This window comes from Neisseria sp. LACPHL-SPEC-2024-00856, assembly GCF_047915665.1.
Taxonomy (GTDB): Bacteria; Pseudomonadota; Gammaproteobacteria; order Burkholderiales; family Neisseriaceae; genus Neisseria; species Neisseria polysaccharea.
On the sequence record NZ_JBLRPR010000009.1, the window covers coordinates 22700 to 37130 of the forward strand.

The 14431-nt window shown below is 49.9% G+C and carries 16 protein-coding genes and 1 pseudogene; 14 read left to right on the top strand and 3 right to left on the bottom strand.

Features of this window, described 5'->3' with window-relative positions; genetic code table 11:
- Positions 1-23: 23 nt before the first annotated feature.
- Positions 24-1268 carry an ATP-dependent Clp protease ATP-binding subunit ClpX gene (gene clpX, locus ACNAU7_RS08375; protein WP_416301940.1) on the bottom strand — a complete coding sequence of 415 codons (1245 nt, stop codon included), beginning with the start codon at positions 1266-1268 and terminating at the stop codon, positions 24-26.
- A gap of 189 nt (positions 1269-1457) precedes the next feature.
- Here clpX and rbfA point away from each other — a divergent pair, with 189 nt between their 5' ends.
- Genes rbfA through truB form a run of 3 tightly spaced genes read left to right on the top strand, consistent with a single transcriptional unit; the run spans position 1458 to position 3342 of the window.
- Positions 1458-1829, top strand: a complete 372-nt coding sequence (gene rbfA, locus ACNAU7_RS08380) for a 30S ribosome-binding factor RbfA (RefSeq protein WP_416301941.1) — start codon at positions 1458-1460, stop codon at positions 1827-1829.
- A gap of 10 nt (positions 1830-1839) precedes the next feature.
- Positions 1840-2364 (top strand): hypothetical protein, encoded by a 525-nt coding sequence (locus tag ACNAU7_RS08385; RefSeq protein ID WP_416301962.1) that lies wholly within the window; start codon positions 1840-1842, stop codon positions 2362-2364.
- Positions 2365-2421: 57 nt separating this feature from the next.
- Positions 2422-3342 (top strand): tRNA pseudouridine(55) synthase TruB, encoded by a 921-nt coding sequence (truB, locus tag ACNAU7_RS08390; protein WP_416301942.1) that lies wholly within the window; start codon positions 2422-2424, stop codon positions 3340-3342.
- 64 nt (positions 3343-3406) lie between these two features.
- On the opposite strand, the gene ACNAU7_RS08395 is transcribed toward truB, so the two are convergent.
- The gene (locus ACNAU7_RS08395; RefSeq protein WP_416301943.1) at positions 3407-4579 is read right to left on the bottom strand and encodes an alpha-hydroxy acid oxidase; all 1173 of its coding nucleotides are present in this window, start codon (positions 4577-4579) and stop codon (positions 3407-3409) included.
- 288 nt (positions 4580-4867) lie between these two features.
- Between ACNAU7_RS08395 and iscR the strand changes: the two genes are divergently transcribed.
- The 6 genes from iscR (at position 4868) to iscA (ending at position 8583) form a co-directional block, all read left to right on the top strand.
- Positions 4868-5314, top strand: coding sequence for a Fe-S cluster assembly transcriptional regulator IscR (gene iscR / locus ACNAU7_RS08400; RefSeq protein ID WP_416301944.1), 447 nt, complete (start codon positions 4868-4870; stop codon positions 5312-5314).
- A gap of 28 nt (positions 5315-5342) precedes the next feature.
- On the top strand, positions 5343-6557 hold the full coding sequence (locus ACNAU7_RS08405; protein WP_416301945.1) for an IscS subfamily cysteine desulfurase: 1215 nt from the start codon (positions 5343-5345) through the stop codon (positions 6555-6557).
- A gap of 105 nt (positions 6558-6662) precedes the next feature.
- Positions 6663-7418, top strand: a complete 756-nt coding sequence (locus tag ACNAU7_RS08410; protein ID WP_416301946.1) for a DUF3944 domain-containing protein — start codon at positions 6663-6665, stop codon at positions 7416-7418.
- A gap of 175 nt (positions 7419-7593) precedes the next feature.
- A complete protein-coding gene (locus tag ACNAU7_RS08415; RefSeq protein ID WP_003712319.1) occupies positions 7594-7722 on the top strand; it encodes a hypothetical protein in 129 nt (42 codons plus the stop codon).
- A 67-nt stretch (positions 7723-7789) separates the two neighbouring features.
- The gene (gene iscU / locus ACNAU7_RS08420) at positions 7790-8176 is read left to right on the top strand and encodes a Fe-S cluster assembly scaffold IscU (protein WP_002213175.1); all 387 of its coding nucleotides are present in this window, start codon (positions 7790-7792) and stop codon (positions 8174-8176) included.
- 86 nt (positions 8177-8262) lie between these two features.
- Complete coding sequence (iscA, locus tag ACNAU7_RS08425) at positions 8263-8583, top strand: iron-sulfur cluster assembly protein IscA (protein WP_002216984.1); 321 nt, start codon at positions 8263-8265, stop codon at positions 8581-8583.
- Here the strand turns inward: iscA and ACNAU7_RS08430 are convergent.
- A complete protein-coding gene (locus ACNAU7_RS08430) occupies positions 8543-8764 on the bottom strand; it encodes an alternative ribosome-rescue factor A (protein WP_003751095.1) in 222 nt (73 codons plus the stop codon). The two genes, iscA and ACNAU7_RS08430, sit on opposite strands and share 41 nt — an antisense overlap.
- A gap of 81 nt (positions 8765-8845) precedes the next feature.
- On the opposite strand from ACNAU7_RS08430, the gene hscB reads away from it, so the two are divergent.
- The 5 genes and pseudogenes from hscB to ACNAU7_RS08455 all read left to right on the top strand — a co-directional run.
- Positions 8846-9346: a Fe-S protein assembly co-chaperone HscB gene (hscB, locus tag ACNAU7_RS08435; RefSeq protein ID WP_416301947.1), complete on the top strand. Its 501-nt coding sequence runs from the start codon at positions 8846-8848 to the stop codon at positions 9344-9346.
- A gap of 181 nt (positions 9347-9527) precedes the next feature.
- Positions 9528-9782, top strand: coding sequence for a hypothetical protein (locus tag ACNAU7_RS08440; RefSeq protein WP_153063546.1), 255 nt, complete (start codon positions 9528-9530; stop codon positions 9780-9782).
- 144 nt (positions 9783-9926) lie between these two features.
- Positions 9927-10451: an ankyrin repeat domain-containing protein gene (locus ACNAU7_RS08445; protein ID WP_070814418.1), complete on the top strand. Its 525-nt coding sequence runs from the start codon at positions 9927-9929 to the stop codon at positions 10449-10451.
- Between the two features lie 240 nt (positions 10452-10691).
- Complete coding sequence (gyrA, locus tag ACNAU7_RS08450; protein WP_416301948.1) at positions 10692-13442, top strand: DNA gyrase subunit A; 2751 nt, start codon at positions 10692-10694, stop codon at positions 13440-13442.
- Positions 13443-13806: 364 nt separating this feature from the next.
- A pseudogene (locus ACNAU7_RS08455) lies at positions 13807-14016 on the top strand (TonB-dependent receptor); the annotation flags it as partial.
- Positions 14017-14431 lie beyond the last annotated feature (415 nt).

Below are 14431 nucleotides of genomic sequence, written 5' to 3' on the forward strand. Positions count from 1 at the left end.
TTCCGAAGCGGTTTTGTTTGCCATCATGACTCGAACACCAATTCCGGTTCCCTGCCCTCTTCAATGACTGCCTTACCGACCACCACTTTTTTCAAGCCTTTCAAATCGGGCAGGCGGTACATCGTATTGAGTAGGCAGCGTTCGACGATGGAACGCAGGCCGCGCGCGCCGGTTTTGCGCTCCATTGCCTGACGCGCGATGGAACGCAATGCGCCTTCTTCAAATTCCAACTCGACATTTTCCATACCGAACAAGGCTTGATACTGCTTGACCAAAGCATTTTTCGGCTCGGTCAAAATATTAATCAGCGCGTCCTCATCCAGTTCTTCTAAAGTTGCAATCACAGGCAAACGTCCGATTAATTCCGGAATCAGACCGAATTTAATCAAATCTTCCGGTTCGACGATGCCGAACAGCTTGGTAATGTCGGCATTTTCGTCCTTGCTGTGAACAGACGCACCGAAACCGATACCGCCTTTTTCAGTACGCTGGCGGATTACTTTTTCCAAGCCTGCAAACGCGCCGCCGCAGATAAACAGGATGTTGGTGGTATCGACGTTGATAAATTCCTGATTCGGATGCTTGCGGCCGCCTTGGGGCGGAACGCTGGCCACCGTACCTTCAATCAGTTTCAGCAAGGCTTGTTGCACACCTTCGCCGGATACGTCGCGGGTAATCGACGGGTTGTCGCTTTTGCGCGAAATTTTATCGATTTCGTCGATATAGACGATGCCGCGTTGTGCTTTTTCAACATCGAAATCACATTTACCCAAAAGCTTGGTAATGATTTGCTCAACGTCTTCACCGACATAACCTGCTTCGGTCAAAGTTGTAGCATCCGCCATCACGAACGGTACGTCCAGTTTGCGCGCCAAAGATTGTGCCAGCAGGGTTTTACCCGATCCGGTCGGACCGATAAGCAGGATGTTGGATTTCGACAATTCGACATTACCGCTGACTTTAGGATGGCGCAGGCGTTTGTAATGGTTGTACACCGACACCGCCAAGGCCTTCTTGGCTTGTTCCTGACCGATAACGTGGTCGTTGAGGTTGGCGACGATTTCGGCGGGCGTGGGCAGCTTGCCGGATTCTTCCGGCTCCCCTCCGGCACTTTCCGAAGGCGTGCCGTCATTTCCGTCTTCATGCAATATTTCAATACAGTTTGAGACGCACTCGTCGCAGATAAAGGCGTTTTCGCCCTCAATTAAATGTTTGACGTGTGATTTGGATTTTCCGCAAAAGGAACAGGTACGGTTTTCGTTGGACATGGCTTTCTTTACAATGTATGCGTTACAGAAACGGCACGCGCCGTTCGGGTTGCCAAGTATAATAACTATATCCGTTCTTATCAATGTATTACCTTAAAATCCCGCCGATTCGGCTATAATACGCCCTTTCGCAACCGCCCCAGCGGCAAAAATGCCGTCTGAAACCAAATCTGAAATCTGAGGATATTCATGAGAAAACCCCAACGCGGCTACGCCCGCCAAGACCGTGTCAAAGAACAAATTATGCGCGAGCTTGCCGAACTCGTCCGTACCGGACTGAAAGACCCGCGCGCCGGCTTCATTACCGTCAACGAAGTCGAAGTTACCCGAGATTACAGCCATGCCACCGTGTTCTATACGGTGTTAAACCAAGACGCGCGCGAAATTACGGAAGAAGTGCTGGAACACGCACGCGGACACCTCCGCAGTGAATTGGCCAAACGCATCAAACTGTTCAAAATCCCCGAACTCCATTTCAAATACGACGAATCCTTAGAGCGTGGTATGAACCTGTCTGCCCTTATCGACCAAGTGGCGGCGGAAAAACTGGTTGAAGACTGATACTGCTAAAATGAACAATCTGATTCCCGAACATTTAGCCGCCTATGCACATAGTGATAGCCTGCAAATTGAAGGCAGGCATCGTTGCTTTTCATTATCCTGCCAAGGTAGAGATACTTTCCACATCCGTTACTATGGAGAGCCTTTTGATGGATTGATTACCGATACTGATAAGGCTCCGGTAAAAATTGTGGCGGTAGAAGCTGTAAGCGGCGATGAAATCGTACTGTTTGATGGCGCGGAACATGGCTATAACGCTATGTTTTGCAACAAATATAGCCTAAATCAAAAGCAAAACAGAATGTTAACTGATTTGGATGAGTATACTTACCGAGTTCTGATCCATCTTTATTACAATATAGACTATGAAGATGAATATGAAGATTTCGTCAATTCTGAAGGACAAGTCCCCTTAATTGATGGCCGAATCATTAGTTTTGACTCATTAAAACGAAATGGCTTTGATGCAATCAGCGTTGATCTAATTGATGAAAAACAATCTGTTCGTGAATTATTGAATGAAGAATTAAGCTAACACGCAGGTCGTCTGAACCCTTTCAGACGGTCTGAACATTAATATTCCCTAATTAATATGACCAATAAACCCGCCAAACGCCCGGTCAACGGCGTTCTTCTTCTCGACAAACCCGAAGGCCTTTCCAGCAACACCGCCCTGCAAAAAGCGCGGCGTTTATTCCGTGCCGAAAAAGCAGGGCATACCGGCGTACTCGATCCTTTGGCAACCGGACTTTTGCCCGTCTGCTTCGGCGAAGCGACCAAGTTCGCCCAATACCTGCTGGATGCCGACAAAGCCTACACCGCCACGCTGAAACTCGGCGAAGCCAGCAGCACGGGTGATGCCGAAGGCGAAATCATCGCTGCCGCACGCGCCGATATTTCCTTGGCCGAATTTCAGACGGCATGCCAAGCACTGACAGGCGACATCCGCCAAGTGCCGCCGATGTTTTCCGCCCTCAAGCACGAAGGCAAACCGCTGTACGAATACGCCCGCAAAGGCATCGTCATCGAACGTAAACCGCGCGACATCACCATTTACGCCATTGATATTACCGAGTTTGACGCGCCCAAAGCCGTGATAAGCGTGCGTTGCAGCAAAGGCACCTATATCCGCACCCTTAGCGAAGACATCGCCAAACACATCGGCACGTTCGCCCACCTGACCGCTCTGCGCCGCACCGAAACCGCCGGCTTTACCATTGCCCAAAGCCACACGCTCGAAGCCTTGGCAAACTTGGACGAAACAGAACGCGACAGCCTACTTCTGCCCTGCGACGTATTGGTTTCACACTTTCCCCAAACCGTTTTAAACGATTATGCCGTCCATATGCTCCGCTGCGGACAACGTCCGCGTTTCGAGGAAGACCTGCCTTCCGACACGCCGATACGCGTCTACACTGAAACCGGAGAATTTGTCGGTTTAGCAGAATATCAAAAGGAAATATGCCGTCTGAAAGCCTTGCGCCTGATGAACACGGCGGCATCCGCCGCCTGAATGGGAATGAAAAATATAATGCCGTCCGAACCCTGTGTTCAGATGGCATCGTATTTTTCAGTATCTAAACCGTTTCCCTACCCCAATCTTTACCCCTTAAAATCGAGGCATCGACATCTTGAATATCGCGGTATCCCGTAAACGCCATAGATATATCCATTTCTTTATACAGGATTTCCAGCGCACGGGTTACGCCTTCTTCACCATACGCACCCAAACCATACAGAAACGCCCGGCCTATCATCGTGCCTTTCGCACCCAAAGCCCACGCCTTCAAAATATCCTGACCGCTGCGGATGCCGCTGTCCATCCAAACTTCGATGTCGCTGCCGACTGCACTAACGATGTCGGGCAAGGCTTTGATGGCGGACACGGTATCGTCGAGCTGGCGGCCGCCGTGGTTGGAAACGACCAATGCGTCCGCACCGCTTTTCGCTGCTTTTTCCGCGTCTTCAGGTTCCATAATGCCTTTGATAATCAGCTTGCCGCCCCACAAATCTTTAATGCGGGCGACGTCGTCCCAGCTCAGGCGCGGGTCGAATTGTTCGGAAGTCCATGAAGACAGCGAGGACAAATCGCCGACGTTTTTGGCGTGTCCGACGATATTGCGGAACGTGCGGCGTTCCGTGTTCAGCATTTTCATGCACCATTCGGGCTTGGTCGCCAGATTGATTAAATTGGCGATGGTCGGTTTCGGCGGCGCGGACAGGCCGTTTTTGATGTCTTTGTGGCGTTGACCCAAAACCTGCAAGTCGGCGGTCAATACCAATGCCGAACATTTGGCATCCTTCGCGCGCTTAATCAGGTTTTCCATAAACTCGCGGTCGCGCATCACATAAAGCTGAAACCAAAACGGCGCGCTGGTGTTCTCGGCAACGTCTTCAATCGAGCAGATAGACATGGTGGACAACGTAAACGGAATACCGAACTTCTCCGCCGCCCGCGCCGCCAAAATTTCGCCGTCTGCGTGTGCCATACCGGTAAAACCCGTCGGCGCAATCGCCACCGGCATTTTCACATCCTGCCCGATCATTTTAGTCTCAAGGCTGCGTCCCTCCATATTGACCAATACTTTTTGACGGAAGCGGATGTCTTTGAAATCCGAAGTATTTTCCCGATAAGTCGTTTCCGTCCACGAACCCGAATCGATGTAATCGTAAAACATACGCGGCATTTTGCGCTTGGCAACGCGGCGCAAGTCTTCGATGCAGGTCATTTTGCTCAAATCACGTTTCATTTGTCGCCCCCTGAATACCTGAATAACTTTATATGAAATAGATAATGTATATCAATATTGATTATAAGGCAAATCATTTCAACATTTACTGCACCCGTCGCCGCTCCCACTTCAAGCGGCATAAGGTTTAGAATTCAAAAATAACAAATTAAAATCAAAATATTAAAAACCAATCAATCTGCCGATTTAAACAGCCAATCGCGCAATCCGCCCCCATACTTGACTGAAACACTCAGATATTGGACAATTCCGCCCACTATAAAAAAGCCGACACGGGCAACCACCGCCATGAGACTGACTACTAAAGGGCGTTTTGCCGTTACCGCTATGCTGGATTTGGCGATGAACGCGCAAACCGGTGCTGTCAAACTCAGTGCCATCAGCGAACGCCAAAACATATCCCTCTCCTATCTCGAGCAATTGTTCGGCAAACTCCGCCGCGCCGGACTGGTTGAAAGCCTGCGCGGGCCCGGCGGCGGCTACATCCTCGCCGCACCGGCGGCACACATCAACATCGCCCAAATCATCGCCGCCGCCGAAGACCGGCTGGACGCGACCCAATGCGGCAGTAAAGCCAACTGCCACCACGGCGCGCCCTGCCTGACGCACGACCTTTGGGAGAATTTAAACAAAACCATCAACGACTACCTCGGCAGCGTTACCCTGCAAAGCATCATCGAACAGAAAAACAGCGGTGACGGCAGCCGCGTCGTCCAATTTACACACATCCATTAAATAACACCCGAAAAAGAAAGAGCAAACCATGACCGTCAAAACCCCCGTTTATCTCGACTACGCCGCCACCACCCCCGTTGACAAACGCGTTGCCGAAAAAATGATTCCCTATCTGGCCGAAACCTTCGGCAACCCCGCCTCCAACAGCCACGCATTCGGCTGGGAAGCAGAAGAGGCCGTCGAAAAAGCCCGTGCCGACATCGCCGCCCTGATTAATGCCGACCCTAAAGAAATCATCTTCACCAGCGGCGCGACCGAGTCCGACAACCTCGCCATCAAAGGCGCGGCAAACTTCTACAAAACCAAAGGCAAACACCTCATCACCGTCAAAACCGAACACAAAGCCGTTTTAGATACAATGCGCGAACTCGAACGCCAAGGTTTCGAAGTAACCTACCTTGGCGTGCAGGAAAACGGTTTGATTGATTTGGAAGAACTCAAAGCCGCCATCCGCGACGACACCATCCTGATTTCCGTAATGTGGGTGAACAACGAAATCGGTGTGGTGCAAGACATTCCTGCCATCGGCGAAATCTGCCGCGAACGCAAAATCGTCTTCCACGTCGATGCCGCCCAAGCCTGCGGCAAAGTGCCTGTCGATGTCGAAGCTGCCAAAATCGACCTGCTCTCGATGTCCGCGCACAAAGTGTACGGCCCCAAAGGCATCGGCGCGCTGTACGTCCGCCGCAAACCCCGCGTCCGCCTCGAAGCCCAAATGCACGGCGGCGGCCACGAACGCGGCTTCCGCAGCGGCACCCTGCCGACCCACCAAATCGTCGGTATGGGCGAAGCCTTCCGCATCGCCAAAGAAGAATTGGCACAAGACACTGCGCACTACCTGAAACTGCGTGATATCTTCCTCAAAGGCATCGAAGGCATCGAAGAAGTCTATATCAACGGCGACCTCGAACACCGCGCCCCGAACAACCTGAACGTCAGCTTCAACTTCGTCGAAGGCGAAAGCCTGATTATGGCAGTGAAAGAACTCGCCGTATCCAGCGGCTCCGCCTGTACTTCCGCAAGCCTTGAGCCAAGCTACGTTTTACGCGCACTTGGCCGCAACGACGAATTAGCACACTCATCCCTGCGCGTCACCTTCGGCCGCATGACTACCGAAGAAGAAGTGCAATTCGCCGCCGAACTGATCAAATCCAAAATCGGCAAACTGCGCGAACTGTCGCCGCTGTGGGAAATGTTTAAAGACGGGATTGATTTGAATTCGATTGAGTGGGCGGCGCATTGATAATCTAAATAGGCTATCTGAAAAAGGAGAAGGATTTTGTTTCAGATAGCCAAAAAACTATTCTTATTAATTTTATTTCTAACTCCTAAAGGGATATAAAAAGAAATGGCGTATCGTTGTGACACTGATCTGGAATTTTTGGCAGAGATTAAATCAGAAGATTTAAATGACCTTGTATATTGCCTAACTCATGATAAAGATGGTGAGAAAAGATTTACAGAAGAATTAAGTGAGAGTAGCGCATATAAAGAATACTATCCGGACCACCATCAGTATTGGAAATTGATAGCAGCAGAAATTCAATGTTTTGGTGCAAATACTTTTGCTACATTATTAAGAGGAGGAGAAGGAATACTTTACAAGGAAGTATTAACTGATGTATGTGATAAATTAAAAGTTAATTATAACAATAGCTCATCAGTTGAAAAGATAGAAACACATCTATTAATGAAAATTCTAGAGGATTCAATAGAAAAATTAAGTCATTCTGAATTGCAAGACTTGGCAAGAAATTTAGGACTTAAAAACTTTTCAGGAATTACACCAGAAGCACTAGTGGGTATATTTCAAGCAGTATTTAGAGCAGGTGGGTTTAAATCATACCAGCTGACCTTAATCATTGTTAATTATATTATGAAGGCTATTTTAGGAAGAGGGCTAAGTTTAGCAGGTAACGCAGCTTTAACAAGAACAATGTCTGTTTTAGCTGGCCCGATTGGTTGGACTATTACAGGATTATGGACTGCGATTGATATAGCAGGTCCTGCTTACCGTGTAACAATTCCTGCTGTAATTCATGTTGCGGTACTTCGCCAAAAATATTTGTATGATGAGAAAGCAAGAGATGTTTCTTTTAGATAATTACAGTAATCGCAGGTTGGGTTAAAAACCCAACAAACCTATCAATCCACTCGAAGTGTTGGGTTTAACAAACCAACCTGCCTATATATTAAAAACAACAAAGGTCGTCTGAAACCTCACAAAGACCTTTTCAGACGACCCCAATGCCACAACCTTCAAATTAAGGATGCAACCCATGAACGAACAAGAACTTGACCTCGACAATCTCGACAACCTGCTCGAAGATTTTGACGGCGTTACCGTAGAGGGTGGTGTCGATTCGGAAAACGACGACGGCTGCGAAGGCGGCGCGTGTAAAATCTGACCCAGCCCGTCTGAAAATCGGCAAACAAACCACTGAAACCATCAAAAAACATTAAGGAAACCACATCATGGCATACAGCGATAAAGTAATCGACCACTACGAAAATCCCCGCAATGTCGGTACTTTCGACAAAAACGACGAGTCTGTCGGCACCGGTATGGTCGGCGCGCCCGCCTGCGGCGACGTCATGCGCCTGCAAATCAAAGTGAACGACGAAGGCATCATCGAAGATGCGAAATTCAAAACTTACGGCTGCGGCTCCGCCATCGCTTCGTCCAGCCTGATTACCGAGTGGGTCAAAGGCAAAAGCCTTGATGACGCACTGGCAATCAAAAACAGCGAAATCGCCGAAGAATTGGAATTGCCGCCGGTAAAAATCCACTGCTCCATCTTGGCTGAAGATGCGGTAAAAGCGGCCGTTGCCGACTACCGCAAACGTCAGGAAAACAGATAAAGCCCTTCAGACGGCATCGTCCCACAATGCCGTCCGAACCGCCCTCCGCTTCGGGTCTGTCCGGGGCGATACAACAAGGAAGAAATATGATTACCCTTACCGAGAATGCCGCAAAACACATCAATGACTATCTCGCCAAACGCGGCAAAGGCTTGGGCGTACGCTTGGGTGTGAAAACCAGCGGCTGCTCGGGGATGGCGTACAACCTTGAATTTGTCGATGAAGCCGATGGCGACGACCTGATTTTCGAAGGACACGGCGCACGCATTTATATCGACCCGAAAAGCCTGGTTTATCTGGACGGCACACAAGTCGATTACACCAAAGAAGGTTTGCAGGAAGGTTTCAAATTTGAAAACCCGAATGTCAAAGACTCCTGCGGCTGCGGCGAGAGCTTCCACGTTTAAGACATAAAAATGGCGGGACAGTATCAAAACCGTCCCGCCATTTTTTCGCTTCCTGCCTGTTGTAGCTGCCTTTGCCTTTCCTTTTCCGTTCCACCTTGTGCCGGAACAAATCGGATTTCACTAAGGCTTTTAAAGCATTGTCGCGTATTTTGCCTTTATTGTGCTGCACTTTGCCGCCCATATTCAGTCCTTTCGTTTAAGAAGCCGCAGATTATAAGGCAAAAACAGTTTTCTGCCAAAATCTTACATTTATCATCCTACTATGTCCCAATATTTCACCCTCTTCCGGATTGAACCCGCTTTCGATATCGACACCGAAAACTTGGAACAAACCTACCGCGCCTTGGCCGCCCGTTTCCATCCCGATAAATTCGCTTCAGCTTCCGCCTTTGAGCAAAAGCAGGCAGTAATGATGTCTTCCACCATCAACGATGCCTACCGCACCTTGAAAAACCCCATCGACCGCGCCGCCTACCTGCTGAAAACATCGGGTATCGATGCCGACGCGCCGGAGCATACCTCTTTCGCCCCCGAATTCCTTATGCAGCAAATGGAATGGCGCGAAACGCTGATGGAGGCACGGGCGGGCAAAGACCTTGAATCCTTGAAAAATCTCGACAACGAAATCCGCACCGAACAAGAAAAACTGTTCTGCGGTCTGAAACAGTCGTTTGCCCGACAAGATTACGACACCGCCGCACAACAAGTCCGCCAAGGCAGGTTTCTCGACAAACTCCGCAACGAAATTTCCTCGGCATTATAATCCGCACCGTGTTTCAGACGACATAACCGTTGCGTCCGCCATGCCGTCCGAACATAGCGGCTACCCGCCCACAACAGACAAAAGCCGTGGAGGAACATCAAAAAAATAACATTTTTGCGGGAGGCAATGCCGAACCTCCGCCTGCATCCGTTTTTTAATGACGTGCGCCAGCGTTTCGGCATTGCCCCCCATTCTATCCTTTACCGGCAGAAAAGCCTTCTTCGGACGGCATGCCAAAATCGGCATCAGCTTCGGCAAAGACCGTCCCGAAAGCACACATACCTGCACATCAAACTTTTTCAATCCGCCCGTTTTTCCTCCTCGCATTCCCATCCGAAAATATACCGTCTTCACCCACCTGTTCCTACAAATCGAAAAACGCCAATACGTCCCACCAATCACCGTCATCGGCACGATACGCCATCACAACAATTGAACGATTATGTTAATGCGCGGCCGAGTATCTTTAAGCTGGAAAATGCTAAGGATAATTTGAGTCATCGCTATGAGAAACCAGGTATTGATGACTTAGAAGATATTAGAGATGATATGGAAAAATTTTTAACGACAGGAAAATAAAATGAGACTAGATCCTTATAAAAATGATATCGGCATGCAGGTTGTTCGAGCGAACAGACTAGGCGATATCAAATTTCTGCAAAAAACGGCAGACAGCGGCCAGTTTGATCCTTTGAAAATCACGCCGTCTGAAAAATGGAGCTATCTGCACCGCATTAATATGAATCCTCACAGTCCTTCACCGCTAGAAACCGTCCGGTTCTATCTGGACAAAGGCGTAGCAGTCAATGCCCAAGATATATACGGCATGACTCCACTACATTACGCCATGCGTGCCAGAAACGGCGATGCAGCATTAGCGTTGCTGGAGGCAGGAGCAAATCCGAATATAGCCGATGAAGACAATATGATTCCTCTAGCAATGATAGGCTATATGCCCGAACGATTAGATGTTTTGAAAGCTATGCTTGATAGTGGTGCTAATGTTCATTTTTTTAATGGAAACGAAACAGTTATAGACAGCTATCGCTCAGATTCAGAACCGGAGCTAATGCCTATCGTGGCATTAATGGAGCAATATGCGTAAGAGACAAAAAGAAGCAAGGCGAAGGCAGCTACCACATCTTCCCCTCCGTCCCGTTTTCCTATGGAAAGGATTATGCCCCGATGCCGTCTGAAATGCCGCCTGTACAAATTTGTGGAAGCCGGACGCTTCTCGCCGCATTTTGCCCGTGCCTTTCAGACGGCATATCCGGCCGCCGCACCGTTTCATGTTGAAATATGCTAAAATAAGCAACAATTTTTTGCCATACGAAACATTGAAACCATGACCGACGCAACCATCCGCAACGACCACAAATTCGCCCTCGAAACCCTGCCCGTCAGCCTTGAAGACGAAATGCGCAAAAGCTATCTCGATTACGCCATGAGCGTGATTGTCGGGCGCGCGCTGCCGGACGTGCGCGACGGTCTCAAACCCGTACACCGCCGCGTGCTGTATGCCATGCACGAGCTGAAAAACAACTGGAATGCCGCCTACAAAAAATCGGCGCGCATCGTCGGCGACGTCATCGGTAAATACCACCCCCACGGCGATTCCGCAGTTTACTACACCATCGTACGCATGGCGCAGGATTTTTCGATGCGTTATGTACTGATTGACGGTCAGGGCAACTTCGGCTCGGTTGACGGCGACGGCGCGGCAGCGATGCGTTATACCGAAATCCGCATGGCGAAAATCGCCCACGAAATGCTGGCGGACATCGAAGAAGAAACCGTCAATTTCGGCCCGAACTACGACGGCAGCGAACACGAGCCGCTGGTGTTGCCGACCCGCTTCCCCGCGCTGTTGGTCAACGGCTCGTCCGGTATCGCCGTCGGTATGGCGACCAACATCCCGCCGCACAACCTCACCGACACCATCAACGCCTGTCTGCGTCTTTTGGACGAACCCGAAACCGAAATCGACGAATTGATCGACATCCTGCAAGCCCCCGATTTCCCGACTGGGGCAACCATCTACGGCTTGAGCGGGGTGCGCGAAGGCTATAAAACAGGTCGCGGCCGCGTTGTTATGCGCGGTAAGACCCATATCGAACCCATAGGCAAAAACGGCGAACGCGAAGCCATCATCATCGACGAAATCCCGTATCAGGTGAACAAAGCCAAGCTGGTGGAAAAAATCGGCGAACTGGTGCGCGAAAAAACCTTGGAAGGCGTATCCGACCTGCGCGACGAATCCGACAAATCCGGTATGCGCGTCGTTATCGAATTGAAACGCAACGAAAACGCCGAAGTCGTTTTAAACCAACTCTACAAACTCACCCAGCTTCAAGACAGCTTCGGTATCAACATGGTTGCCTTGGTGGACGGTCAGCCGCGCCTGCTGAACCTGAAACAGATTTTGGCGGAATTCCTGCGCCACCGTCGCGAAGTCGTTACCCGCCGCACCCTGTTCCGTCTGAAAAAAGCGCGTCATGAAGGCCATATCGCCGAAGGTAAAGCCGTCGCCTTGTCCAATATCGACGAGATGATTCAGTTGATTAAAGAATCCGCTGACGCGCCTGAAGCCAAAGAAAAACTGCTGTCCCGCGCATGGCGCAGCGGCTTGGTGGAAGACATGTTGAGCCGTACCGACCTCGACCTGCGCATGGCGCGTCCCGAAGGTCTGCCCGCCAACCTCGGCTTACAGGAACAAGGCTATTATCTGAGCGAAATCCAAGCCGACGCCATCCTGCGTATGAGCTTGCGCAACCTGACCGGTCTCGACCAAGAAGAAATCGTCGGCGACTACAAAAACATTATGGCAAAAATCATCGACTTTTTGGACATTTTGGCAAAGCCGGAACGCATCACCCAAATCATCCGCGAAGAATTGGAAGAAACCAAAACCAATTTCGGCGACGAACGCCGCAGCGAAATCAACCCGTTCGGCGGCGACATTGCCGATGAAGACCTGATTCCGCAACGCGAAATGGTCGTTACCCTGACACATGGCGGTTATATCAAAACCCAGCCGACCACCGACTATCAGGCGCAGCGTCGCGGCGGACGCGGCAAACAGGCTGCCGCCACCAAAGACGAAGACTTTATCGAAACCCTGTTTGTTGCCAACACGCATGATTATTTGATGTGCTTTACCAATTTAGGCAAGTGCCACTGGATTAAGGTTTACAAGCTGCCCGAAGGCGGACGCAACAGCCGCGGCCGTCCGATAAACAACGTCATCCAGTTGGAAGAAGGCGAAAAAGTCAGCGCGATTTTGGCAGTACGCGAGTTTCCCGAAGACCAATACGTCTTCTTCGCCACCGCGCAGGGAATGGTGAAAAAAGTCCAACTTTCCGCCTTTAAAAACGTCCGCGCCCAAGGCATTAAAGCCATCGCGCTCAAAGAAGGCGACTACCTCGTCGGCGCCGCGCAAACAGGCGGTGCGGACGACATCATGCTGTTCTCCAACTTGGGCAAAGCCATACGCTTCAACGAATACTGGGAAAAATCCGACAACGGCGAAGCGGAAGATGCCGACATCGAAACTTCAGACGGCATCGAAGACGAAACCGCCGACAGCGAAAACGCCCTGCCGAGCGGCAAACACGGTGTTCGCCCGTCCGGCCGCGGCAGCGGCGGTTTGCGCGGTATGCGCCTGCCCACCGACGGCAAAATCGTCAGCCTGATTACCTTCGCTCCTGAAACCGAAGAAAGCGGTTTGCAAGTTTTAACCGCCACCGCCAACGGATACGGAAAACGCACCCCGATTGCCGATTACAGCCGCAAAAACAAAGGCGGACAAGGCAATATCGCCATCAATACCGGCGAACGAAACGGCGATTTGGTCGCTGCAACCTTGGTCGGCGAAACCGACGATTTGATGCTGATTACCAGCGGCGGCGTGCTTATCCGCACCAAAGTCGAACAAATCCGCGAAACCGGCCGCGCCGCAGCAGGCGTGAAACTGATTAACTTGGATGAAGGCGAAACCTTGGTATCGCTGGAACGTGTTGCCGAAGACGAATCCGAATCCGAACTCTCCGACGCTTCTGTAATTTCCAGTGTAACCGAACCGGAAGCCGAGAACTGAAAATCATCTCCCGATGCCGTCTGAAGATTCAGACGGCATTTATTTTTCCCTCATCCGTCATCCAGCTTCTCACAATATAGCGGATTAACAAAAATCAGGACAAGGCGACGAAGCCGCAGACAGTACGGATAGTACGGAACCGATCCACTTGGTGCTTCAGCACCTTAGAGAATCGTTCTCTTTGAGCTAAGGCGAGGCAACGCCGTACTGGTTTTTGTTAATCCACTATAAAATTTGAAAACAGCTTCCCGACTTTAACTTATCAAAAGCATATTGCATCCTTTTTAAAGGTTATAGAAAAACAATATTGTAAGGATATAATAAATTCCTAATAAAACAATATGTTAATAAAAAAGGTACAGTCAAATCCCTTAAAAGCGGCTACGGCGTACATGACATTTATGCCAACCGGCAGCCTTTAGGCAAAGGCAATATGAACGTCAACTTTGCCGTCAATAATATCGGCAACAAAAAATACCGTTCACACAGCCAACGCTTCCCCGACAGCGACGGGCGTGTACCGTTCTACGAACGCGGCAGAGAGTTTGTCTTCGGTTTGAACTACCGCTTCTGACCTGCCGTTTTAAAGAAATGCCCTGCTCAACAACACGGAATGGACACCAGATTTCCTGCTCCAATACAGATGTTTTATCGGCTTTTTTACTTCAGGAATCGGAATGTCCAAAGTCAGCCGAAGGGTTCTCCGTGGAACACCAATACTGGATGAAACACATCCCGTATCTTGCCCGAATTAGAAAGAAGCCAATAAACCAAACCTTCCCGTCCTTCAAAGCAGAACTCAGCCGTCAGGGAAATTCCGATAAAGCAGGCCGATCCTTTTGTCCCATGCAAACCTATGCCGTCTGAAGGCCCTTTCAGACGGCATAGGTTGAAAATGCGGCACACCCAAATATAGTGGATTAACAAAAATCAGGACAAGACGACGAAGCCGCAGACAGTACAAATAGTACGGAACCGATTCACTTGGT